This window comes from Streptomyces parvulus (assembly GCF_014648855.1).
GTDB lineage: Bacteria > Actinomycetota > Actinomycetes > Streptomycetales > Streptomycetaceae > Streptomyces > Streptomyces parvulus.
In genome coordinates this window covers 219106-238978 of record NZ_BMRX01000003.1, presented here as the reverse complement: position 1 = coordinate 238978, position 19873 = coordinate 219106, and the positions used below count along the sequence as shown (strand labels likewise).

Here is a 19873-nt window from a genome sequence, read left to right as displayed (position 1 = left end):
GCCGGTTGCCCGAGGGCCGCGCGGTGGTGTGCGTTGCGCGGGGGCCGCGTTCGGGCTGAGGTCCCGCCTCCGGCTGAGCCCCGTGGGGGCTGCCGGGTCATGGTGACTTTCCGGTGTCATGCCACGGGCGCCGACGCCTCTTCCGGCTGCCCGGCGCCCGTGCCGGCGGCATCCGTGCCGGGGATCCCGTGCTCCCGCAGCGGTCCCACCTCGAGACCCGCGGCACGCCAGTCGCGTACGAGGTCCGGGAGGGCACCGAGCGCGGACCGCCAGCTGCCGGGGGCGGAGGCGTGGTCGGTGTCGTGGAGGAGGACCGTGCCGCCCCCGCCCAGGTCCGCCGCGACGGTGGCCCGCACCGAGGCGGCCGTCGCGTCCGCCCGCCAGTCCCTGCCCCAGGCGGTCCACAGCACCGGCCGCAGCCCGGCCCGGCGCGCGGCGGCCCAGCGCCCCGAGCTGAGGATGCCGTACGGCGGGCGGTACCAGAATGGCTCCCGCCCCGCGGCCTCGCCCACCACGAGGGCGGCCCGCGCCAGCTCGCGCGCGTCCCGCCCCGGCGACGGCAGCCACGGGCCGTCGTGCGCCCAGCCGTGCACGGCGAGTTCGTGGCCCCGCCGGGCCAGTTCCCGGGCCGTCGCCGGATGCCGGACGACGTTCTCGCCGAGCAGGAAGAACGTCGCCCGCACCCCGAGCCCGTCCAGCACGTCGAGGAAGCGCGGCGTGGACACCGGATCGGGTCCGTCGTCGAAGGTCAGGGCGACGTGCCCGGCGCTGCCCCGCCCCGCCAGTCCCGGGAACCGGCGCCGACGCAGCTCGGGCAGCCAGGTCGCGGCCGGGCCGATGTGGGCCAGCGCGACGGCGGCGGGCACGACGGCCCAGGCCGCCCGCCCGGCGTGAATTCCCTGACGCATCCGTGTGCCTCCGGTCCGCTCGGCCCGACCGCGGTCCTCCGCCGTTCCCGACTTATGACCGACTCGCCCCACTCGCCCTACTCATGCCCCCACTCCTCCCGACTCCGCCCGCCGGCCCCGGGCCCGTCCCGCGCGGCCGGCGCCGTGTCCCACGCCCCGTGCACCGACGGCGCCCTTGCCAGACCGACACTGCCGAGCCCGATCAGCGCCACGCCGATCAGCTCGGGCAGCACCCGCACGCCGAGCGCGATCTCCTCACCGAACAGGGCCCAGCCCAGCGCGACGCTGGTCAGCGCGTCGCCGAGGGTCAGCGCGGGCTGCGACGCGGCGAGCGTCCCCGCCCGCAGCGCGCTCTGCAGCAGCAGGAAGCTGACCACCCCGACCGCCGCGGTGGCGTACGGCGGCCACTGGGTCAGCACCGCGCCCACCCCCTGCGGCAGCCGCCCGGTGACCTCCTTCAGCAGGGCCGCCGTACCGCCGAACCCCACCGCGGCCGCCGACCCGAACAGCGCGGCCCGGGGCGCGCCGCGCACCAGGCTGCCGACCGAGGCGAGCCCCGCCACGAGGACGAGCAGCGCGAGCCCCGCCCACCCCCAGCGGCCCTCGGCCGCGGTGTCCTCGCCCGCCGAGGGCGTCGCGGCGCCCAGGAACAGCGCGAGCCCCACGGCGAGGGCCGCGAAGGCCACCCACGTGCGCGAGTCCGGCCGCCGGTGGAAGACGGCGCTGCCCACCACCAGGGTGAACAGCAGTTCGCTGGCCATCAGCGGCTGGACGACGGCCAGACTGCCCACCGCCAGCGCGGCCGCCTGCAGCACCGTCGTCAGCGCGAGCAGCGCCGCACCGGCCACCCAGTACCGGTCGCGCACCAGCCGCAGCAGGGAGCGCACCATCGTGTGCCGGGCTCCGGCCCGTTCCTCGTCCTGTGCCGCAGCCCGCCGCTGCAGGACCGACGCCGCGGCGTTGGACAGCGCCGCGAAAAGGGCCAGGAGGACGGTGAGGAGGCTCACCGCCGGGCGTTCCCGCTCATCCGAACCGCGCGGCCAGCCGCCGGTACAGCCCCGGCGCCGCGCCCCGCACCCGGCACGGCAGCCGCAGCCAGGCGGGCACGTACACCTCGTCCCGGCCGCGCGCCACCGCGTCGCGCACCGCGTCGGCCACCCGCTCGGGCGGCACCGGGCGCGGCCTGGAACGCCGGTAGGGAGTGCCGCGGCGCTCGAAGAACGGCGTGTCCACCACCCCGGGCACCACGTGGGTGACCCCCACACCGGTGCCCCGCAGCTCGTAGCGCAGCGCGTCCGCGAAGGCGCCGATCGCGGCCTTGGCGGCGGAGTACACGGCCTCGTCGCGCACCGCCACACTGCCGGCCAGCGAGCCGATCAGCACCACCCGGCCGGAGCCCGCCGCCACCATCCCCGGCAGCACCAGCCGCACCAGCCGCAGGGTGGCCAGCACGTTGATGTCGAGCACGTCGTCGACCGTGTGCGGGGGCATGTCCAGGAACTCCCCGGCCCAGCCCACCCCGGCGCCCGCCACCAGCAGGTCCACATGGCCCACCGTGGCCAGGGCGAAGTCGGTCAGCTGCCGGTCGGCGCCGGGCAGCGTGAGGTCCGCGGCGAAGGCGGTGGCGGACGCGTCGTCGGCGACCTCCCGCAGCCGCACGGGATCGCGGCCGGTGAGCACCAGCCGCCAGTCGCCCTCGTCCGCCAGCCGGCGGGCCACGGCCGCGCCTATGCCGGAGGACGCACCCGTGACGAGCGCGGTCCGGGTCCGCGTGTCCCGGGCGCGGTCGGATCGCCGCCGGGTGTGCGCGTGGTCCGCGTCGAGGGCGACGGCCGCGGTTCCGGGGGCCGACCGAGGTCGGGAGAACGCATGGACCATGGGGACCACCTTGGCTCGGGGCGGACACCGGGGGAGTCGCCGACCGCGCTGGTCGGGGCCCCGGCGGCCGGCCGGACGGGCGATCACGGAGTATCCCCGCCAGCCCGCCCGAAACACACCCGGCTGCATTGGTTTGGACCGTTATGCCCGGGTAACTTGATCCGCCGTGCATCCACGCAGCTCACCGGCCGGCCCTCCGACGGGCTCCCCGGCACCCCGGCCGACGGCCCCGCGCGCTCCGGGCACGGGCCACCGCGTGCTCGTGGTCAGTGCGAGCATGGGCGCGGGCCATGACACCGTCGCCGACGAGCTGGTCCGCCGAGCCCGCGAGCGCGGCGGCGACGCCGTGGCCGTCGACGTCCTCGCGCTCCTGCCCCACGGCATCGGCGGCGTTCTGCGGCGCCTCTACCGCGGGTCGGTGCGCCATGCCCCCTGGCTGTACGCCGCCGTCTACCGCCTCTTCCTGCGCCCCGGCGCGGGCCGCCGTCCCAGCGGCACACCTCTGGCCCGGCTGGCCGGCCGCGGCCTGCGCGAGCTGGCCGAACGGACCGGCGCGGACGTGGTCGTGCCCGTCTTCCACCTCGGCGCCCAGCTGACCGGGCACCTGCGCGCCCGGGGCCGGCTGCCGGTGCCCAGCGTCGTCCTCGTGATCGACTTCGCCGTCCACCGGCAGTGGCTGCACCCCGGCAACGACCACTGCCTGTGCCTCACCGAGGAGGCCGCGCGCGAGGTGCGCGAGAGCACCGGCGCCTCGGCCGGCACCTGCGGCCCGGTGGTCGCCCCGGAGTTCTTCGCCGACGCCCCCGGCGCGGCCGGCTGGAGGGCGCTGTTCGACCGGCTCGGTCCCGGCCGCCCTCCCGTCGTGGTGTCCGCCGGCGCCTGGGGAGTCGGCACGCACCTGGACGGCACCGTGCGGCTCCTGGCCGACCGGGGATTCCTGCCCGTCGTGCTCTGCGGCGGCAACGGCCGGCTGCGCCGCACCCTGGCCGGCACGCCCGGTGCCCTCGCGCTGGGCTGGGTGACCGACATGCCCGGACTGCTGCACGCCGCCCGCGCGCTGATCGACAACGCGGCCGGCCAGACCGCCGTACAGGCGCTCGCCGCCGGACTGCCGGTCGTGGGGTACCGCCCGATCCCCGGCCACGGCGCGGACGGTGTGCGGCGCATGGCCTCGCTCGGGGTCTCCGAGACCGCCGTGGACGAGGCCGCGCTGCTCGACGCGCTGCGCAGACTCACCGCCCCGGGCCCGGCACGCCGCGAGCGGATCGCCGCGGGCCGCGCGCTGTTCGGGGACGACGCCCTGACCCGCCTGACCGCGTACGCCGACGCCGCACGCGCCCGCGGCTGATCCAGCCGCGGGGCCCTGTTTCCCGCCACCTGCCGAGGGCACCCGCCCCGGGCCGCTACCGGCACCTGGAGGCGAGGACGTGCGACTGGACGAATTCCTGACCCGGGTCCGAGACCTCGGCGAGTACCACAGCGACGAAGAGGCCGAGCAGGTGGCCACGGCCGTGCTCCGCGTGATCGCGTCCCGCGTCGACCCGGCGGAGGCGGCCGCGCTCGCCGCCTGTCTGCCCGCACCCCTGGACGACGTGCTGCGCACCGAGCGCGGGCGGCCCGAGTCATTCGGCGGCGCGGAGTTCCTGCGGCGCGTGGACCAGCAGACCGGCGCCCGGCCGCGCACCGCGGAGTGGGACACGGGCACCGTGCTCACCGCCCTGGCCGAAGCGGTGCCCCGCGAGCAGGCGGACTCGCTTCTGGCTCAGCTGCCCGACGATCTCTTGGGCAGCCCGGGCCGGGCAACACGTCGACCGTAGGCGAGCCCGGCCCCGCTACTGGGATCAGTCCCGCTCCGCCCGCTCCGCACGCTCCGCGTGCAGCTTCTTCACCCGGGCCGTCTCCTTGCGGACATCGGCCTGGACGGCCTGCTCACGCTCCAGCCACTCGGGGCGCTCCTGCTTGAGCGTCTCGATCTGCTCCGTGGTGAGCGGCTCGGCGACCCCGCCCCGGTGCAGGCCCGCGATGGACACTCCGAGCTTGGCGGCCACGACCGGGCGCGGGTGCGGACCGTCGCGCCGGAGGTCGCGCAGCCAGGCGGGCGGCTCGGCCTGGAGCGCGTTCAGCTCGGCGCGCGTGACGACGCCCTCCCGGAACTCCGCGGGTGTGGCTTCGAGGTACACACCCAGCTTCTTCGCCGCGGTCGCGGGCTTCATGGACTGGGTGTTCTGGTGCGACGTCATGCCGTCAAGGGTATCGAGCGTGTGAGCGGCTCCCGACCACGCCCGGGTAACCTGGCCGGGTGACAGCCTCGGAAGACCGCCCCTCGTTCCGGCTCGCGTACGTCCCGGGGGTGACGCCCGACAAATGGGTGCGCATCTGGCACGAGCGGCTGCCGGACGTGCCGCTGTCCCTCACCCAGATCCCCGCCGCCGGCGCGGACGGCGTGCTGCTGGAAGGGGACGCCGACGCCGGCCTGGTCCGGCTGCCCGTCGACCGGACCGTCCTCAGCGCCATCCCCCTCTACACCGAGACCACGGTCGTGGTGATCCCCAGGGACCACCTCGTCACCGCCGCCGACGAGGTGACCGCCGAGGACCTCGCCGACGAGATCGTGCTCCACCCCCTGGACGACGTCCTCGGGTGGGAGGACCGGCCGCCGGGCAGGCCCGCACTGGAGCGCCCGGCCACCACCGCGGACGCCGTCGAGCTGGTCGCGGCCGGGATCGGCGTGCTGCTGCTCCCCCTGTCGCTGGCCCGGCTGCACCACCGCAAGGACCTCACGTACCGCACGGTCACCGACGCCCCGCAGTCGGGCGTCGCGCTGTCCTGGCCCGAGGACGCGCACACGGACCGCGTCGAGGACCTGATCGGCATCGTGCGCGGCCGCACCGTCAACAGCACCCGCGGCCGGCAGCCCGACCCGGGGGCCGCCAAGAGCGGGCGTACCGACGAGGCACCCGCGCGCAAGAAGACGGCCGCCGGCAAGCAGCAGGGCGGCAAGGCACAGGGCGGGAAGCAGCCGGCCGGCGGAGCCCGGCGCGGCGGGGCACCGCGCAAGAAGAGCGGAAGCGGCGGCGGACGCGGGAAGCCCCGCCGCCGCTGAACCCGCGGTGCCCGGCGCGTCAGCGGACCGTCGGACTCGGCGACGGCGCCGAGGTGTTGACGTCGAGCCCGGGCGGCTGGGTCAGGGACAGCACCGGTTCGCCCGGCTGCGGCGCCGGCGGGGTCAGCTGGACCTTGGGCAGGCTCGGCGGCGCGGTCTGCTGGAAGTTGACCTGGTCGAAGTTGACCAGGCCGGTCTTCTCCAGCACGGTGATGTGGTCGAGGACGGTGTCGTTGGCCTGGTCGGCCAGCTGCCGCACCAGGGAGTTCTTCGTGTTGGCCCGGATGTTGGCGATGGCCGGGAAGATCTGGCCGTGCGTGATGCGCATGATGTTCACCGCGGTGGTGTCGAACTGCTTCCCCGTGGTCCCGTCCACCGTCGACACGAACTGCTGCTGCTGCGGCGACGCCAGATTGGGCAGGGTGATCCCCAGCTCGGGCGCGATCTTGCGGCAGGTGGCGTCCAGCCGCGAATGACCAACGACCAGGTGCTCGCCCGCCTCCTTCATCTCCGGTGTCGTCCCCCGCTCGATCGCCATCAGCCCCAGCGGGTGCTCCCACAGCCCCGCGGCGCGCACCTTGACCACGAAGTCCCGGTCCTGCTCGGTGAGCGGCCCGTACCGGGTGTTGGTGATGACCCGGGCCTGGTCACTGCCCGTGTTCTGCATCCCGAGCATGGTCGGGTACGCGAGGGCGGTGAGGGTGAGGACCAGGGCACCGGCCACGAAGGCCGTCCCTGCCGTGGTGCGCGTGATGCGCATCGTGCCTCCTGGGGCGAAATCAGGCTCGGACACCAGGAGATACGTAGGCGAACGACGCTCTGATCACCGCCGCGGGCAAAATCTCGGCCGCGTCGGCACCGGAGGCGTGCCGCCCGGTCCACCGGTCGGCACCGGACGCCCGCCGCCCGGTCAGCCGGTCTGCCGCCGCCCGGTCAGCCGGTCCGCACCACGTCCAGGAGCCAGTCGTACGCCGCCCGGGCGGTGAACTCGTCCTGGCCCCCGCGCACCAGCAGCCCGGCCGTGGCGAACTCGGGGGCGTCGGCCTGCGCCGCGACGTAGGGGACCGCGATGCAGCGCATCCCCGCGGCGTGGGCGGCGGCGGCCCCGGGGGCGGCGTCCTCCAGGACCACGCAGTCGGCCGGGTCCGCGCCGATCCTGCGGGCGGCCTCCAGGAAGACGTCGGGGGCCGGCTTGCCGCGCGCCACCTCGTCGGCCGAGACGACCGTGCGCAGCCGGGCGTCCAGGCCGGTGCGGGCCAGGATCGCCGCGATGGCCTCCCGGGACGACCCCGAAGCGACCGCCAGCGGGACGCCCTCGTCGGCGAGCCGCTCCACCAGGGCCCGCATCTCCGGGTACGCGCGCACCGAGGTGCGGGCCAGCTCCAGGTAGTGGCGGTTCTTGACGGCGAGCAGTTCCTCCACGGGCGCCTCCAGCGCGTACCGCCGCTTCCAGTCGGCCACCGTCTCCCGGGTGCTGATCCCCACGTAGGCCTCGTGGTCCGCCCAGGAGAAGTCCGGGACGCCGTACTCCGCGAGGGTCCGCCGGCCCGCCTCGTAGTAGTTCGGCTCGCTGTCCACGAGTGTTCCGTCGAGATCGAAGATGACCGAGAGGGCCCCGAGAGTGCTCATGCGCTCCAGGATGCCAAGGATCACTTCCGGGCCGAGCGCCCGATCGACTCCACCAGGGGCAGCAGCCGGTGCGGGACGCGCTCGCGCAGGGCCACCTCGCTGCGGGTGCGGACCACCCCGGGCAGGCTGATCAGCTTCTGGACCACGTCCTCCAGGTGCGCGTTGTCGCGGGCCACCACCCGGGTCAGCAGGTCACCCCCGCCCGTGATGGAGAAGGCCTCCACGATCTCGGGCACGGCGGCCAGGGCGTCGCCCACCTCGTCGAGATGGCCCTGGGTGACCTCGATGTGCACGAACGCGAGCACCGGGTGGCCGAGCGCGGCGGGGGAGAGGGACGGCGCGGTGCCGGTGATCACGCCCTCGCGCTCCAGCCGGTCCAGCCGGGCCTGCAGCGTGCCGCGGGCGACGCCGAGGAGCCGGGCGTACTCGCGGACGCTGGTGCGCGGCTGTTCCAGGAGCAGTCGCAGGATGCGGGTGTCGAGCGCGTCGACGGCCATGCGGGACGCGGTCCTCCTTCGTCGGCCATTGGCTCTCGGGTGGCCGTGGGAAAGCCGCGATCACTGTACCAATGGCTCAGTTCAGGAGTCGCCTGTTGAGCCAGTGGCGGCCGGGATGCTCCCATAGGAGCGTCGATGGCGCTGCGGGATCCCGCGGCGCCTTTTTCATGCCAGATCATCCGGACCGGTGCGAGGGGGCGGTAGGCAGTGCTGAAGAGGGTGTTCGTGAGTCCGGACCCGGGTCGGACGCGGCTGCGGTTCGCCGCGCGCGGCGTCCTCGGCATCGGGGCGGCCGTCGTCGTGTGCGGGCTGGCCGGCATCTCTCTGGTGGGCGCCGTCATCGGCGGCCTCGCGGCGCTGCTGGCGCTGTTCACCGTCACCGACGCGACCGTGCGCGGCCAGGCCGTGACCACCGCCCTGCTGCCCGTCGCCGGACTGCCGGTGCTGACCGCCGCGGCGGCCCTGCACGACCTGCCCGTCGCCCGCGACCTCACCTTCCTCGCGGTCGTCGGCGCGGGCGTGTACGCGCGCCGCTGGGGCCCGCGCGGGCACAGCCTCGGTGTGTTCGCCTTCATGACCTTCTTCATCGCCCAGTTCCTGCACGCGACCACCGGCCGGCTGCCCGAGATGTTCGCCGCCGTCCTGCTGTCCGTGGCCACCGCGGCGGCCGTGCGCTTCGGCCTGTGGTGCTACGAGCGCCGCCGCCCCGGTCCCGCCGCCCCCGTGCCGCCCGGCGGCGGAGGATTCGCCCGGATCACCACCCGCCAGGCCGTGCAGGCCACCGCGGGCGCCGGCTTCGCGCTGGTCGTGGGCCAGCTCGTCTCCGGCGAACGCTGGTACTGGGCGGTCGGCGCCACGTGGTGGGTGTTCGTCAACACCACCTCGCGCGGCGAGACCCTGGTTCGCGGCTTCCGCCGGGTCCTCGGCACCGTCGTCGGCATCGGCCTGGGCTTCCTGGTGGCCTTCCCGCTGGCCGGCTCCGTGCTGCCCACCGCCGTGCTGGCCGCCGCCTGCGTCTTCGGCATCTTCTACACCGCGGCCGTCTCCTACACCTGGATGATGCTCTGCGTGACGCTCCTCGCCGAGCTGCTCTACGGCCTTCTGGGCGTCCTCACCCCGGGCCTGCTCGCCCTGCGCGTCGCCGAGACCGGCGTCGGGGCGCTCGGCGCCGTGCTCGCCGTGCTGTTCCTGCTGCCCGTCACCACGCACGCCGTCACCGACGCCTGGATCCAGCGCGCCCTGCGCTGCGTGCACGCCTGCACTGCCGAGGCCGCCGCCCGGCTCGCCGGCACGGAGGGCGCCGACCCGGCACCGCGCGTCGCCGAGCTGGAACAGCTCCTCGGCCGGGTGCGGCTGTCCGTCGCCCCGCTCGTCCATCCGCTGAACCCGATGTACGGCCGCAAGCTGCGCGCCCGGCAGGTGCTCGGCCTGCTCGACGACTGCGCCCGGGAGGTCCGCGGCCTGGTCGCCGTCGCCGCCGACCCGGAGGCCTCGCACGACGCCCGGCTCGCCGCCGCCTGCTGGCGGGTCGAGACCGCGGTCGAGGCGCTCACCGGCGGCGGAGACATACCCGCCCACGCCGGCGGACCGCGCGCCGTCGAACCGGCGCTGGCCCACCTGCACGACCTGGAGCGCGCCCTCGCCGAACTCGCCGCACCCCTGCGCGCCCCCTCCGGTTCCAAGCTGGTCGGCGCCTGAGCCGCCGGACCCGCACCACCCGTCTGGTCTAGACCGTGAGTGATCGACTGCTACCGTCGCACCGGGGCGGACGACCGGCCGGACCGGCCCGCCCGGGACGGCGCGTGACGCGTGAGGCAGGACGAGAGGGGCAGCGGTGGCGGACGGTGGCAGGCAGCGGCGGGCGTACATCGGGTCGTTCACGGCGGCCGGCGGCCCCGGGATCCTGACGGCGGACGTCGACCCCGGCAGCGGTGCGCTCACCGTCGTGAGCGGCACGGACCGGCTGCCCGACCCCTCCTACCTGGCCCTGGCCCCCGGCGGAGCCGTGCTCTACGCCGTCAGCGAGACGGCCGAGGGGGCGGTGGCCGCCTACCGCGTGAACGGCGACAAGCCCGAACCCGCCGGACGGCCCGTCCCCGTGGGCGGCGACGGGCCGACCCACCTCAGCCTGTACGACGGCCACCTGCTCACCGCCAACTACGGCTCGGGCACCGTCTCCGCCGTGCCGGTCCGAGCCGACGGCACCCTCGCCCGCTCCGCGTCCGGCGTCCTGCGGCACACCGGTTCCGGCCCGCACGCCCAGCGTCAGCAGGCGCCCCACGCGCACCAGGTGCGGCCCGACCCGAGCGGACGGTGGGCGGTCAGCGTGGACCTGGGCACCGACTCGGTGCGGGTCTGCACCCTCAAGGACGGCGTTCCCGCCGTGCACCGGGAGACCGCCCTGCGCCCCGGCTCGGGCCCCCGGCACCTGGCCTTCCACCCGGACGGCACCCGGGCCTACGTGCTCAACGAACTGGCGCCCACCCTCACCGTCTGCCGCTGGGACGCGGCCGAGGGCGCCCTCCAGCCGCTCGCCGAGGTGCCGGTGCTGCCCGGAGTGCCGGCCGGTGACGCCTTCCCGTCCGGCATCGTCGTCTCGCCCGACGGCCGCTTCGTGTGGACCGCGACGCGCGGCGAGGACGTCCTGTCCGTCTTCGCGGTCGAGCCGGACGGACTGCGGCTGGAGGCCACCGTGCCCTGCGGAGGGCACTGGCCACGGGAGATCGCCCAGTCCGGGGGTTTCCTCTACGCGGCCAACGAGCGCTCCGGGGACGTGACCTGGTTCGCCCTCGACCCGGAGACCGGAGTCCCGCGTCGGGCCGGGTCGCTGGCGGTGCCGGCGGCGTCCTGCGTGGTCTTCGGCTGACGGGGCCGCGGCACGGCGGCACGGGACGGCGAAGGGCCCGCTCCGGGTGCGGAGCGGGCCCTTCGGCCTCCCTGGGTGCCGTGCCGCCGGGTCCGGCCGCCCGCGTCCGGGCGGGCGGCGGCGCGTCAGCGGACGGGTGTGCCCTGCGGCTGCTGCGGCGAGATGCCGAGCGCCGTCGTGTACTTGGCCAGCGCCAGCTTGCCGATCGCCGGGTACGGGCCGAGCGGCTCGGCGGTGGCGCAGCCCGCCTCCTTGGCCGCCTCCTCCAGCACGGAGGCCTCGATCTCCGGGCCGATCAGGTAGGGCGCGAGCGCCAGCTGCTGGGAGCCGGAGGAACGCAGCTGCTCGGCGACGGAGGCGATCGAGCCCTCCTCGTCCAGCGCGGCCGCGATCACCGGCACGGCGAGGCGCGCGGCGAGCAGCATGCCGGTGATGCCGGCCGCCTGCACCGCCTCGTCACCGCCCACGGAGGCCAGGATGATGCCGTCGGCGGCGGTCGCCACGGTGAACAGCCTGGCGCGGTCGGCGCGGGCCAGCCCGGCCTCGGAGAGCCGCACGTGCAGGCCCTCGGCGAGCAGCGGGTGCGGGCCGAGCACGTCGGTCAGCTCGGCGGCGATCCTGCTGTCCATCACGGCCTGGCGGATCCGGCGCAGCAGCGAGTTGTCCGGACCGGCGAGCAGCGGCACGACGACCGCGACGGGGCCGTCGGGCTCCTTGACGTCCAGGCCGGCGGCGCGCGCCTGCTCGAAGCGGGCGGCGCGCTCCTCGGCGGCGCTCACGAGCACGGCGGACAGCGAGGGGAACTCGGCGTCGTCCCCGTCGAGGTGTCCGACCCGGGCGTCGAGGCCGGGAAGCTCGGAGCGGGCGATGCTGATGACCTCGTCGGCGAGGCTTCGGGTGGCGCTACTGGGCGTGCCCGGGACCGCGAGGACGAGCGCGGGCGCGCCCTCGGGAGCCACCAGGGGTTCGGGGCGGCGGTGCCGTCCCGGCTGGCGGGGGCGCGGCATTCGTACTGGCAGGCCGGACGCGGGCCCAGTGGGGGAGCTCATGGCGCCGCATGTTACTGGTTTCCGGGGTTTCCCTGTTCGGGGAGGGTGCAGGTGAGCGGTATCCGTCCGGTTTTGTCTGATGAGTGATGTACGGATCGGCCGACATCGGCACGATTCACCTCGCCGGCGGACGGTTCTCAGCCGTCGCCGGCGGTCCGCACCCACAGCATCCCCTCATCACCGGGCAGGGTGAGCGCATCGACCGCCAGGTCGCGGGCGATCCGGACCGATCCGTCCAGCGGATCACCCTCCGCGGCCGTCCGCCGGGCCTGCGGCAGCCGCTTCGCCAGCTCCTCCTCCAGCGGTACGACGAGGGGGTCGCCCAGCTTCAGCAGGCCGCCGGTGACGGCGATGAGGGGCTCCCCGCCCCGCGGGCAGACCGCGGCGGCCGAGTCGGCCATGTGGGCGGCGGCGGCCCGCAGGATGCCGTCGGCCACGGGGTCGCCGGGTGCGCAGGCGCCCACGTCCGGTGCGAAGGAGGCCAGGACGGCGGGGCGGTCGGTGCGCGGGTAGAGCTGCCCGGGGATGCCCGCCGCCGGGCCGAAGCGCTCCTGGGCCCGGGCCAGCAGGGCCGCGGAGCCGCCCTCCCGCCCGTCGTGGGCGCGCAGGGCCGCCTCCAGACCGGCCCGCCCGATCCACGCGCCGCCGCCGCAGTCGCCGAGCAGATGCCCCCAGCCGTCGGCGCGGCGCCAGCGGGTCAGGTCGGTGCCCGTCGCGATCAGACCGGTCCCGGCGGCCACGACCGCGCCGGCCCGCGGGCCGAGGGCGCCGACGTAGGCGGTCACCGCGTCGGCGGCCAGGGCGATCCGGCGCGCTCCCAGTTCCCGGGCGAGCGCGCCCGGCAACTCGGCGCGCAGGGCGTCGCCGAGGGTCGCCATCCCGGCGGCTCCGACCACGACGGTGCCCAGCCGGTCCACGCCGGTCTCGGCGGTCAGGGCCCGCGCCATGGGCAGCAGCTGCGCCAGCAGATGGTCCGGCTCGATGCCGCGCGGCCCGGTCCGCACGGGCTCCCGCGACGCGCGGCGGCCGAGCGGGCCGCGCCCCTCGGCACCGGCGGCCCCCACGACGACGCGCAGACCCGAGCCGCCGGAGTCCACGGCCAGGAAGCCGCTCACGGCAGCCGCCAGTCGACCGGTTGACCCCCGAGCCGCACCAGCAGGTCATTGGCCCGGCTGAACGGGCGGGAGCCGAAGAACCCCCGGTCCGCCGACATCGGCGACGGGTGCGCGGACTCCAGGGCCGGGAGGTCGCCGAGGAGCGGCCGCAGGTTGCGGGCGTCGCGGCCCCAGAGGATGGACACCATCGGCTTGCCGCGTGCCGCCAGGGCCCGTATCGCCTGCTCGGTGACCTCCTCCCAGCCCTTGCCGCGGTGGGCGGCGGGCTTGCGCGGGGCGGTGGTGAGCGCCCTGTTGAGGAGCAGCACGCCCTGCCGGGTCCACGGCGTCAGGTCGCCGTTGGAGGGCTGCGGCAGATTCAGGTCGGTGTTCAGCTCCCGGAAGATGTTGAGGAGGCTGCCGGGCAGCGGACGCACCTCGGGCGCGACCGAGAACGACAGCCCCACGGCGTGCCCCGGGGTCGGGTACGGGTCCTGTCCGACGATCAGGACCCGGACGTCGTCGAAGGGCTGCTGGAAGGCCCGCAGGACGTTGGCCCCGGCCGGGAGGTAGGTGCGTCCGGCGGCGATCTCCGCGCGCAGGAACTCACCCATCGAGGTGATCCGCCCGGCGACGGGTTCCAGCGCCTTCGCCCAGCCCGCTTCGACGATTTCATTCAAGGGTCGTGGTGCCACGGGCGTCACCCTACTGCCGTCCGGGTGACGCCGATCAAGCGGTGGCCAAGGCCGGATCCCCCCACCCGGTTCACGCCAGGACCGCGGCCCGCACGCACAGCACGTCCGGCAGGTGGGAGGCCAACTGCCGCCAGCTGTCGCCGTCGTCGTCCGACGCGAACACCTCGCCGTTGCGGTTGCCGAAGTACACGCCCGACCCTTCCGCGCCCTCCGCGTCGTCCGTGCACAGGGCGTCGCGCAGCACCGTGCCGTAGTGGTCCTCCGCGGGCAGGCCCCGGGACAGCGGCTCCCAGCTCTTCCCCGCGTCCGAGGTGCGGAAGACGCGGCAGCGCCGGTCCGCGGGCACCCGGTCGGCGTCGGCGTTGATCGGGAAGACGTACGCCGTGTCGCCGCGGTGCGGGTGGGCGGCCACGGCGAAACCGAAGGTGGAGGGCAGGCCCTCGCCGATGTCCGTCCAGTGGGAACCGGCGTCGTCGCTGCGGTACACCCCCCAGTGGTTCTGCAGGTACAGGCGGTCCGGATTGGCCGCGTCCCGTGCGACCTTGTGCACGCACTGTCCGAACTCGGGGTCGGGGTCCGGCAGGAAGACCGCGGAGACACCGGAGTTGGACGGCTCCCAGCTGGCGCCGCCGTCGGCGGTGCGGAACACGCCGGCGGTCGACACGGCGACCGTCACCGACCCCGGGTCGCGACGGTCGGTGAGGACGGTGTGCAGCCCCTCCCCGCCGCCGCCCGGCACCCACTGGGACCGGGTGGGGTGCTCCCACAGGGGCCGGACCAGTTCGAAGCTCTCGCCGCGGTCCTCCGAGCGGTACAGCGCCGCCGGTTCGGTCCCGGCGTAGACCACGTCCGGTTCGGCGGCGGCCGGGTGCAGCTGCCAGACCCGCTCCAGCGAGGCGCCGGTGTCCTTGGGGAACTTGACGGCCGGAGCGCTCGGTTCGGTCCAGGTGCGGCCCAGGTCGTCCGAGTGGAAGACGGACGGGCCCCAGTGCGCGCTGTCCCCGCCGGCCAGCAGGCGGGGGGTGCCGCCGCGGAGGTCGAGGGCGACGGAGTAGACCGCCTGGGCGTTGAAGTACGGGCTCTCGTCGAACTCCCAGGCGCCACCCCGCCGGCGCCCGATGAACAGGCCTTTTCGGGTGCCCACGGCGAGCAGAACCTCGGTCATGCCGATCACCTCCGCGGCGTCCTCGTCGACGCCTTTGTCTCGGACACGGGCCAGTCTGCACCCAGCCACTGACAGTCACCTCTGGAGTCGACGTCGTCGCAGGTCGCAGCGGTGATGCGGAGTTCTCACCCGGCCCGCGAAGAAGCCGGGCCCCGTCCGGAACCCGACCCTCCGGCTAGTCGGCCGCCGGCAGCGCCCGCGCCAGGACGCCGTCGAGGTCGGCGGAGTCCGGCAGCGTGCCGAAGGCGTGTCCCCAGTCGCCGCCGAGCCGCGTCGCGCAGAAGGCGTCCGCGACGGCGGGCGGCGCGTGCCGGACCAGCAGGGAAGCCTGCAGGGTCAGGGCCATCAGCTCCACCAGCCGGCGGGCGCCGGTCTCCGAGGCCCCGGTCAGTCCCGTCTCCAGCCGGGCCACCGCCGCGTCCAGGCGGGCGTCCGCCCCGCGGGCGAGGGCGAGTTCCGCGAACAGGGCGTGCGCGGTGGCGGGGGAGCGGCCCAGCGCCCGCAGGACGTCGAGGGCGTTGACGTTCCCCGAGCCCTCCCAGATGGACAGCAGCGGTGCCTCGCGGTAGTGGCGGGGCATGCCCGACTCCTCCACGTAGCCGTTGCCGCCGAGGCACTCCAGGGCCTCCGCCGTGAACGCCGGTCCGCGCTTGGTCACCCAGTACTTGCCGACGGCGGTCGCGATCCTGCGGAACGCCGCCTCCGCGGTGTCCCCGCGCACCGCCCGGTCCGCCGCGCCCGCCAGCCGCAGGGTGAGGGCCGTCGCGGCCTCGGACTCCAGCGCCAGGTCGGCCAGCACGTTGCGCATCAGCGGCTGGTCCACGAGCCGGGCGCCGAAGGCGGTGCGGTGCCGTACGTGGTGACCGGCCTCGACCAGCGTCTTGCGCATCAGGGTCGCCGAGGACATCACGCAGTCCAGACGCGTGCAGTTGACCATCTCAATGATCGTCTTCACGCCCCGGCCCTCGGGGCCGACCAGCCAGGCGACGGTGCCGTCGAACTCGGGCTCGGAGGAGGCGTTGGACCGGTTGCCGAGCTTGTCCTTCAGCCGCTGGATGCGGAACGTGTTGCGGGTGCCGTCCGGCAGCACGCGCGGCACCAGGAAGCACGACAGCCCTTCGGGCGCCTGGGCCAGCACCAGGAACACGTCGGACATCGGGGCCGACGTGAACCACTTGTGGCCGCGCAGCGTGTAGACGCCGGGCTCGGCGGTCGGGGTGGCCGTGGTGGTGTTCGTGCGGACGTCCGATCCGCCCTGTTTCTCGGTCATCCCCATCCCGGCCAGCAGCCCGCGCTTCTCCGTGGGCGTGCGCAGCGCCGGTTCGTACTCCCGGGCGGTGAGCAGCGGCTCGTAGACCTCGGCCAGCTCCGGTGTCGCGCGCAGCGCCGGGACGGCGGCGTACGTCATCGACGTGGGGCACCCGTGGCCCGCCTCGGTGTGGCCCCACACCAGTCCGCCCGCCGTGCGCGCCACATGGGCGCCGGGCCGGTCGTCCGCCCAGGGTGCCCCCGCCAGCCCCTCGGCGACCGCCGCGCGCAGCAGGTGGTGCCAGCTCGGGTGGTATTCGACCTCGTCGACCCGGTTGCCGTACCGGTCGTGGGTGCGCAGCACCGGCTCGTGGCGGTTGGCCAGGTCGCCCCACTCCTGGGCCTGCGCGCTGCCGGCCCGCAGCCCCAGCCGCCGCAGCCCGTCCTCGGCCCACCCGGCGCCCTCCCGCCGCAGCCCCTCCAGCAGGGCCGGGTCGTCGGAGGCGTCGTAGGGGGCGAGGGGCGGGGGCTGGTTGGCGACGTCGTGCGTGGCGTACCCACGGGGGCGACCGGCGCCCTCCCCGTACGCCCCGTACGCCTCGTACGCCCCGTACGCCCCGTACGCCTCGTGCTCCTCGGATTCCTCGTACGGCTCCTGCGCGAGTGTCGTCATGCCCCGAGTGTTGCACCCTCGCTACGACCGCAGCAATAGTGCAACACTCAGGGCGTGCGTACAGTACGTGCTCATGTGGACGGACGACACGCGCCCGCGCGGATGAGCGGATGAACGGTTCCGAGGCCGGTGGCGGCGCGCCGCTGCGCCCGCTGTCCGCGCGGTCGGTCGTGCTGAGCCTGCTGCTCGGCACGCATCCGCCGGAGTTGCCGGTCCGGGAGCTGGTGCGGCTCGTGGAGGGCTTCGACGTCGGCGCGTCCACGGCGCGCGCGGCACTCAGCCGCATGGCCGCCGCCGGCGACCTGGCGCGCACGGAGAGCGGCTACCGGCTCAGCGAGCGGCTGCTGGAACGCCAGCGGCGCCAGGACGAGGCCGTACACCCGCACACCCGCGCGTGGGACGGTGACTGGGAGACGCTCGTGATCACCGCCACGGGCCGCGGGCCGGCGGAACGCGCGGAGCTGCGCACCCGGCTGACCGCCCTGCGCCTCGCGGAACTCCGGGAAGGCGTCTGGCTCCGCCCCGCCAACCTGCGCCGCCCGCTCCCCGAGGAGCTGGACGGGGTGGCGGAGCGCCTGGTCACCCGGCCGAAGCGCCCCGCGCCCGAACTGGCCGCGTGCCTGTGGCCGTTGGACGCGTGGTCCCGCACCGCGCGGGACCTGCTCACGCGGGGCGCCGCCGCGCGACGGCCGGCCGACCGCCTCACCGCCTTCGCGGCCGTCGTCCGCCATCTGCTGGCCGACCCGGGACTTCCGGCGGAACTGCTCCCGCCCGACTGGCCCGGTGCGGACCTGCGGGAGGCCTACACGGAGTACCAGCGGGAGCAGTCCGGCCGGGTCCGGGCGGGCGGCACCCGGACCTGAGGGGCACCGACCGGGCCGGGCGGGCGCCGCGCGGCGCCCGCGGAGCGCCGACTCACATGCCCCAGCCGTACTGGTCGGGCATCCGGAGGTCCGCGCCCAGCTCACGCGCCGCGTGCTGCGCCCAGGACGGGTTGCGCAGCAGCTCGCGACCCAGCAGGACCGCGTCCGCCTCGCCGTTGGCCAGGATCTTCTCGGCCTGCTCCACCTCGGTGATCAGGCCGACGGCGGCAACCGGCACGCCGGCCTCCGCCTTCACGCGCGCGGCGAACGGCACCTGGTAGCCCGGCCCGGTCGGGATCCGCACGCGCGGGACGTTGCCGCCGGTGGAGACGTCGATGAGGTCGACGCCGTGGGCCCTGAGGTCGCCGGCCAGCCGGACGCTCTCCTCCGCCGTCCAGCCGCCCTCCTCGAGCCAGTCGGTGGCCGAGACGCGGAAGAACAGCGGCTTCTCGTCCGGCCACACCTCGCGCACGGCGTCGACGACCTCCAGCGCGAACCGGGACCGGTTCTCGTACGAGCCGCCGTAGGCGTCGGTGCGGTGGTTGGAGTGGGGCGACAGGAACTCGTGGATCAGGTAGCCGTGGGCGCCGTGCAGCTCGACGATCTCGAAGCCGGCGGCGAGGGCCCGGCGCGCGGCGTCCGCGAACCGGCCCACCAGTTCCCGGATCTGCGGGACCGTCAGCTCGGTCGGCACCGGGTGCCGGTCGTCGAACGGCACCGGGCTCGGGGCGACCGGCTGCCAGCCGTAGGCGTCCGGTCCCACCGGGGCTCCGCCCTTCCAGGGCTGAGCGGTCGACGCCTTGCGGCCCGCGTGGGCGAGCTGGACAGCCGGCACGGTTCCCTGGGAGCGCATGAAGTCGGTGATCCGGCGGAACGCCTCGACCTGGGTGTCGTTCCACAGCCCCAGGTCCTGCGGGGAGATCCGGCCCTCGGGCGTGACGGCGGTGGCCTCCACCACGATCAGGCCGGTGCCGCCGGCCGCGCGTGCGCCGTAGTGCGCGAAGTGCCAGTCGCCGGGGACGCCGGCCAGCGGCCCCTCGGGCGCGGCCGAGTACTGGCACATCGGCGGCATCCAGACCCGGTTCGGGATGGTGGTCTCGCGCAGGTGCAGAGGCTGGAAGAGGGCGCTCATGGCGGGCTGCTCCCTGGGGGTGTCGGGTCGGGGTCAGCTCGTACGATAGCTCTCGTAGTACGGCGGATGTCAAACTACGGCGATCCTCGTACAATGAAGGCCCTCGACGAACGGAGCCGCCGTGCCCCCCGCCGCCACCGCCTCGGGCGCCCGTGAACTTCCGCACCCCACGCGCGCGGAGATCCGCCTGGAGGGCGTGCTGCACGCGCTCTCCGATCCGGTGCGGCTGCGGATCGTGCGGGACCTCGCCGCCGACAGCGACGCGCTGTTCTCCTGCTCGCACTTCGACCTGCCGGTCACCAAGTCGACCACGACGCACCACTTCCGGGTGCTGCGCGAGAGCGGTGTGGTGCGGCAGACCTATCGGGGCACGGCCAAGATGAACGGGCTGCGCAGGGGGGATCTGGACGCGGTCTTCCCCGGCCTGCTCGACGCCCTGCTGGCGGCCGCCGCCCGGCAGGCCGCCGTCCTCGGTGGCGACTGACCCGCGTGTTCCGTTCGTATGGAATGTGATCATTCGGTTACGTTGCGTATGTGCTCGAAGCATCCTTCTTTGATCGTTCTCTTCAGCTTTCCGATCGCTGTCCGGACGACGGTGAGATGTCCGTGCGGCACGCCTGGGTGGTGCGGGACGGTGGCGCCACGGCCTCCTGGTTCGACGTCCGGCTGGCGTTCGCCGACGGCGCGCGCGTGGACGCCCTCGCCGTGCTGTCCGGCCGCGAGGTGCGGGTGGAGGGGGTGCGGGCCGAGCCGCCGCTGTCCATCGACGACCTCGCCGTGCTCGCCGAATGGCTGGAGAACCCGCTCTTCGAGGCCTGCGTGCCGCCGCCCGCCCGGGGTGTGCCCGCCCCGTCGCGCCGGACGCGTCCCGCCCGCCCGCGCGGCCGGGAGGAGCGCCGGCTCGTCGCACGGGAGTACCGGGAGGCCCGCGAGGACGGGGCCGACCCCGTCCTCGCGGTGATGCGGGCGACCGGGCACAGCAGGCGCAAGTCCCTCAGGCTGATCGGGCAGGCCCGCGACGAGGGGTTCCTGGCGCCGCGCCGCGCCCGCCGCTGATCCCGCGCCTGCCGCTG

The 19873-nt window shown here is 75.4% G+C and carries 21 protein-coding genes; 8 read left to right on the top strand and 13 right to left on the bottom strand.

Going from position 1 to position 19873, the window contains the following annotated elements; all coding sequences use genetic code 11:
• Nucleotides 1–116 precede the first annotated feature (116 nt).
• From IE108_RS06575 to IE108_RS06565, 3 genes are all read right to left on the bottom strand, one after another.
• A complete protein-coding gene (locus IE108_RS06575) occupies nt 117–908 on the bottom strand; it encodes a polysaccharide deacetylase family protein (protein WP_064726580.1) in 792 nt (263 codons plus the stop codon).
• A 77-nt stretch (nt 909–985) separates the two neighbouring features.
• On the bottom strand, nt 986–1915 hold the full coding sequence (locus IE108_RS06570) for a DMT family transporter (RefSeq protein ID WP_064726579.1): 930 nt from the start codon (nt 1913–1915) through the stop codon (nt 986–988).
• A 16-nt stretch (nt 1916–1931) separates the two neighbouring features.
• Entirely contained in the window at nt 1932–2786 is an 855-nt protein-coding gene (locus IE108_RS06565; protein WP_064726578.1) for an SDR family NAD(P)-dependent oxidoreductase, read from the bottom strand.
• Between the two features lie 277 nt (nt 2787–3063).
• Here IE108_RS06565 and IE108_RS06560 point away from each other — a divergent pair, with 277 nt between their 5' ends.
• Together IE108_RS06560 and IE108_RS06555 are read left to right on the top strand one after the other, a co-directional pair.
• Entirely contained in the window at nt 3064–4134 is a 1071-nt protein-coding gene (locus IE108_RS06560; RefSeq protein ID WP_064726577.1) for an MGDG synthase family glycosyltransferase, read from the top strand.
• Between the two features lie 79 nt (nt 4135–4213).
• A complete protein-coding gene (locus IE108_RS06555; protein ID WP_064726576.1) occupies nt 4214–4603 on the top strand; it encodes a DUF2267 domain-containing protein in 390 nt (129 codons plus the stop codon).
• 24 nt (nt 4604–4627) lie between these two features.
• On the opposite strand, the gene IE108_RS06550 is transcribed toward IE108_RS06555, so the two are convergent.
• Entirely contained in the window at nt 4628–5026 is a 399-nt protein-coding gene (locus IE108_RS06550; protein ID WP_064726575.1) for a DUF5997 family protein, read from the bottom strand.
• Between the two features lie 59 nt (nt 5027–5085).
• On the opposite strand from IE108_RS06550, the gene IE108_RS06545 reads away from it, so the two are divergent.
• Complete coding sequence (locus IE108_RS06545; protein WP_064726574.1) at nt 5086–5889, top strand: LysR substrate-binding domain-containing protein; 804 nt, start codon at nt 5086–5088, stop codon at nt 5887–5889.
• A 19-nt stretch (nt 5890–5908) separates the two neighbouring features.
• Here IE108_RS06545 and IE108_RS06540 read toward each other — a convergent pair whose 3' ends face one another.
• From IE108_RS06540 to IE108_RS06530, 3 genes are all read right to left on the bottom strand, one after another.
• A complete protein-coding gene (locus tag IE108_RS06540) occupies nt 5909–6649 on the bottom strand; it encodes a DUF4142 domain-containing protein (protein WP_064726573.1) in 741 nt (246 codons plus the stop codon).
• 173 nt (nt 6650–6822) lie between these two features.
• Entirely contained in the window at nt 6823–7518 is a 696-nt protein-coding gene (locus IE108_RS06535) for an HAD family hydrolase (protein WP_064731644.1), read from the bottom strand.
• 20 nt (nt 7519–7538) lie between these two features.
• Nucleotides 7539–8015, bottom strand: coding sequence for an Lrp/AsnC family transcriptional regulator (locus tag IE108_RS06530; protein ID WP_064726572.1), 477 nt, complete (start codon nt 8013–8015; stop codon nt 7539–7541).
• A 207-nt stretch (nt 8016–8222) separates the two neighbouring features.
• Here IE108_RS06530 and IE108_RS06525 point away from each other — a divergent pair, with 207 nt between their 5' ends.
• Both IE108_RS06525 and IE108_RS06520 read left to right on the top strand, forming a co-directional pair.
• Nucleotides 8223–9713 (top strand): FUSC family protein, encoded by a 1491-nt coding sequence (locus tag IE108_RS06525; protein ID WP_064726571.1) that lies wholly within the window; start codon nt 8223–8225, stop codon nt 9711–9713.
• Nucleotides 9714–9849: 136 nt separating this feature from the next.
• Complete coding sequence (locus IE108_RS06520; RefSeq protein WP_064726570.1) at nt 9850–10881, top strand: lactonase family protein; 1032 nt, start codon at nt 9850–9852, stop codon at nt 10879–10881.
• 125 nt (nt 10882–11006) lie between these two features.
• On the opposite strand, the gene IE108_RS06515 is transcribed toward IE108_RS06520, so the two are convergent.
• From IE108_RS06515 to IE108_RS06495, 5 genes are all read right to left on the bottom strand, one after another.
• Nucleotides 11007–11930, bottom strand: a complete 924-nt coding sequence (locus IE108_RS06515) for a sirohydrochlorin chelatase (RefSeq protein WP_064726569.1) — start codon at nt 11928–11930, stop codon at nt 11007–11009.
• A gap of 137 nt (nt 11931–12067) precedes the next feature.
• On the bottom strand, nt 12068–13045 hold the full coding sequence (locus tag IE108_RS06510; protein ID WP_064726568.1) for an N-acetylglucosamine kinase: 978 nt from the start codon (nt 13043–13045) through the stop codon (nt 12068–12070).
• Nucleotides 13042–13719, bottom strand: a complete 678-nt coding sequence (locus IE108_RS06505; protein ID WP_064726567.1) for a uracil-DNA glycosylase — start codon at nt 13717–13719, stop codon at nt 13042–13044. Before IE108_RS06505 ends, IE108_RS06510 begins: the two co-directional genes overlap by 4 nt.
• A gap of 70 nt (nt 13720–13789) precedes the next feature.
• On the bottom strand, nt 13790–14953 hold the full coding sequence (locus tag IE108_RS06500) for a WD40/YVTN/BNR-like repeat-containing protein (protein ID WP_064726566.1): 1164 nt from the start codon (nt 14951–14953) through the stop codon (nt 13790–13792).
• 106 nt (nt 14954–15059) lie between these two features.
• Nucleotides 15060–16805, bottom strand: coding sequence for an acyl-CoA dehydrogenase family protein (locus tag IE108_RS06495; RefSeq protein WP_064726565.1), 1746 nt, complete (start codon nt 16803–16805; stop codon nt 15060–15062).
• Between the two features lie 110 nt (nt 16806–16915).
• Between IE108_RS06495 and IE108_RS06490 the strand changes: the two genes are divergently transcribed.
• Nucleotides 16916–17668, top strand: a complete 753-nt coding sequence (locus IE108_RS06490) for a PaaX family transcriptional regulator C-terminal domain-containing protein (protein WP_064726564.1) — start codon at nt 16916–16918, stop codon at nt 17666–17668.
• 52 nt (nt 17669–17720) lie between these two features.
• Here IE108_RS06490 and IE108_RS06485 read toward each other — a convergent pair whose 3' ends face one another.
• Nucleotides 17721–18800 (bottom strand): NADH:flavin oxidoreductase/NADH oxidase, encoded by a 1080-nt coding sequence (locus IE108_RS06485; RefSeq protein ID WP_064726563.1) that lies wholly within the window; start codon nt 18798–18800, stop codon nt 17721–17723.
• 121 nt (nt 18801–18921) lie between these two features.
• Here IE108_RS06485 and IE108_RS06480 point away from each other — a divergent pair, with 121 nt between their 5' ends.
• Together IE108_RS06480 and IE108_RS06475 are read left to right on the top strand one after the other, a co-directional pair.
• A complete protein-coding gene (locus IE108_RS06480; RefSeq protein WP_064726562.1) occupies nt 18922–19284 on the top strand; it encodes an ArsR/SmtB family transcription factor in 363 nt (120 codons plus the stop codon).
• A 116-nt stretch (nt 19285–19400) separates the two neighbouring features.
• Entirely contained in the window at nt 19401–19856 is a 456-nt protein-coding gene (locus IE108_RS06475; RefSeq protein WP_064726561.1) for a DUF6214 family protein, read from the top strand.
• Nucleotides 19857–19873: the final 17 nt, after the last annotated feature.

Bases quoted from the DNA above. Each gene is read 5' to 3' on its own strand.
- IE108_RS06535 (WP_064731644.1), bottom strand. From the start codon at position 7,518: ATGAGCACTCTCGGGGCCCTCTCGGTCATCTTCGATCTCGACGGAACA.
- IE108_RS06565 (WP_064726578.1), bottom strand. From the start codon at position 2,786: ATGGTCCATGCGTTCTCCCGACCTCGGTCGGCCCCCGGAACCGCGGCC.
- IE108_RS06515 (WP_064726569.1), bottom strand. From the start codon at position 11,930: ATGAGCTCCCCCACTGGGCCCGCGTCCGGCCTGCCAGTACGAATGCCG.
- IE108_RS06560 (WP_064726577.1), top strand. From the start codon at position 3,064: ATGGGCGCGGGCCATGACACCGTCGCCGACGAGCTGGTCCGCCGAGCC.
- IE108_RS06490 (WP_064726564.1), top strand. From the start codon at position 16,916: ATGAACGGTTCCGAGGCCGGTGGCGGCGCGCCGCTGCGCCCGCTGTCC.
- IE108_RS06530 (WP_064726572.1), bottom strand. From the start codon at position 8,015: ATGGCCGTCGACGCGCTCGACACCCGCATCCTGCGACTGCTCCTGGAA.
- IE108_RS06495 (WP_064726565.1), bottom strand. From the start codon at position 16,805: ATGACGACACTCGCGCAGGAGCCGTACGAGGAATCCGAGGAGCACGAG.
- IE108_RS06485 (WP_064726563.1), bottom strand. From the start codon at position 18,800: ATGAGCGCCCTCTTCCAGCCTCTGCACCTGCGCGAGACCACCATCCCG.
- IE108_RS06575 (WP_064726580.1), bottom strand. From the start codon at position 908: ATGCGTCAGGGAATTCACGCCGGGCGGGCGGCCTGGGCCGTCGTGCCC.
- IE108_RS06475 (WP_064726561.1), top strand. From the start codon at position 19,401: ATGTCCGTGCGGCACGCCTGGGTGGTGCGGGACGGTGGCGCCACGGCC.
- IE108_RS06540 (WP_064726573.1), bottom strand. From the start codon at position 6,649: ATGCGCATCACGCGCACCACGGCAGGGACGGCCTTCGTGGCCGGTGCC.
- IE108_RS06550 (WP_064726575.1), bottom strand. From the start codon at position 5,026: ATGACGTCGCACCAGAACACCCAGTCCATGAAGCCCGCGACCGCGGCG.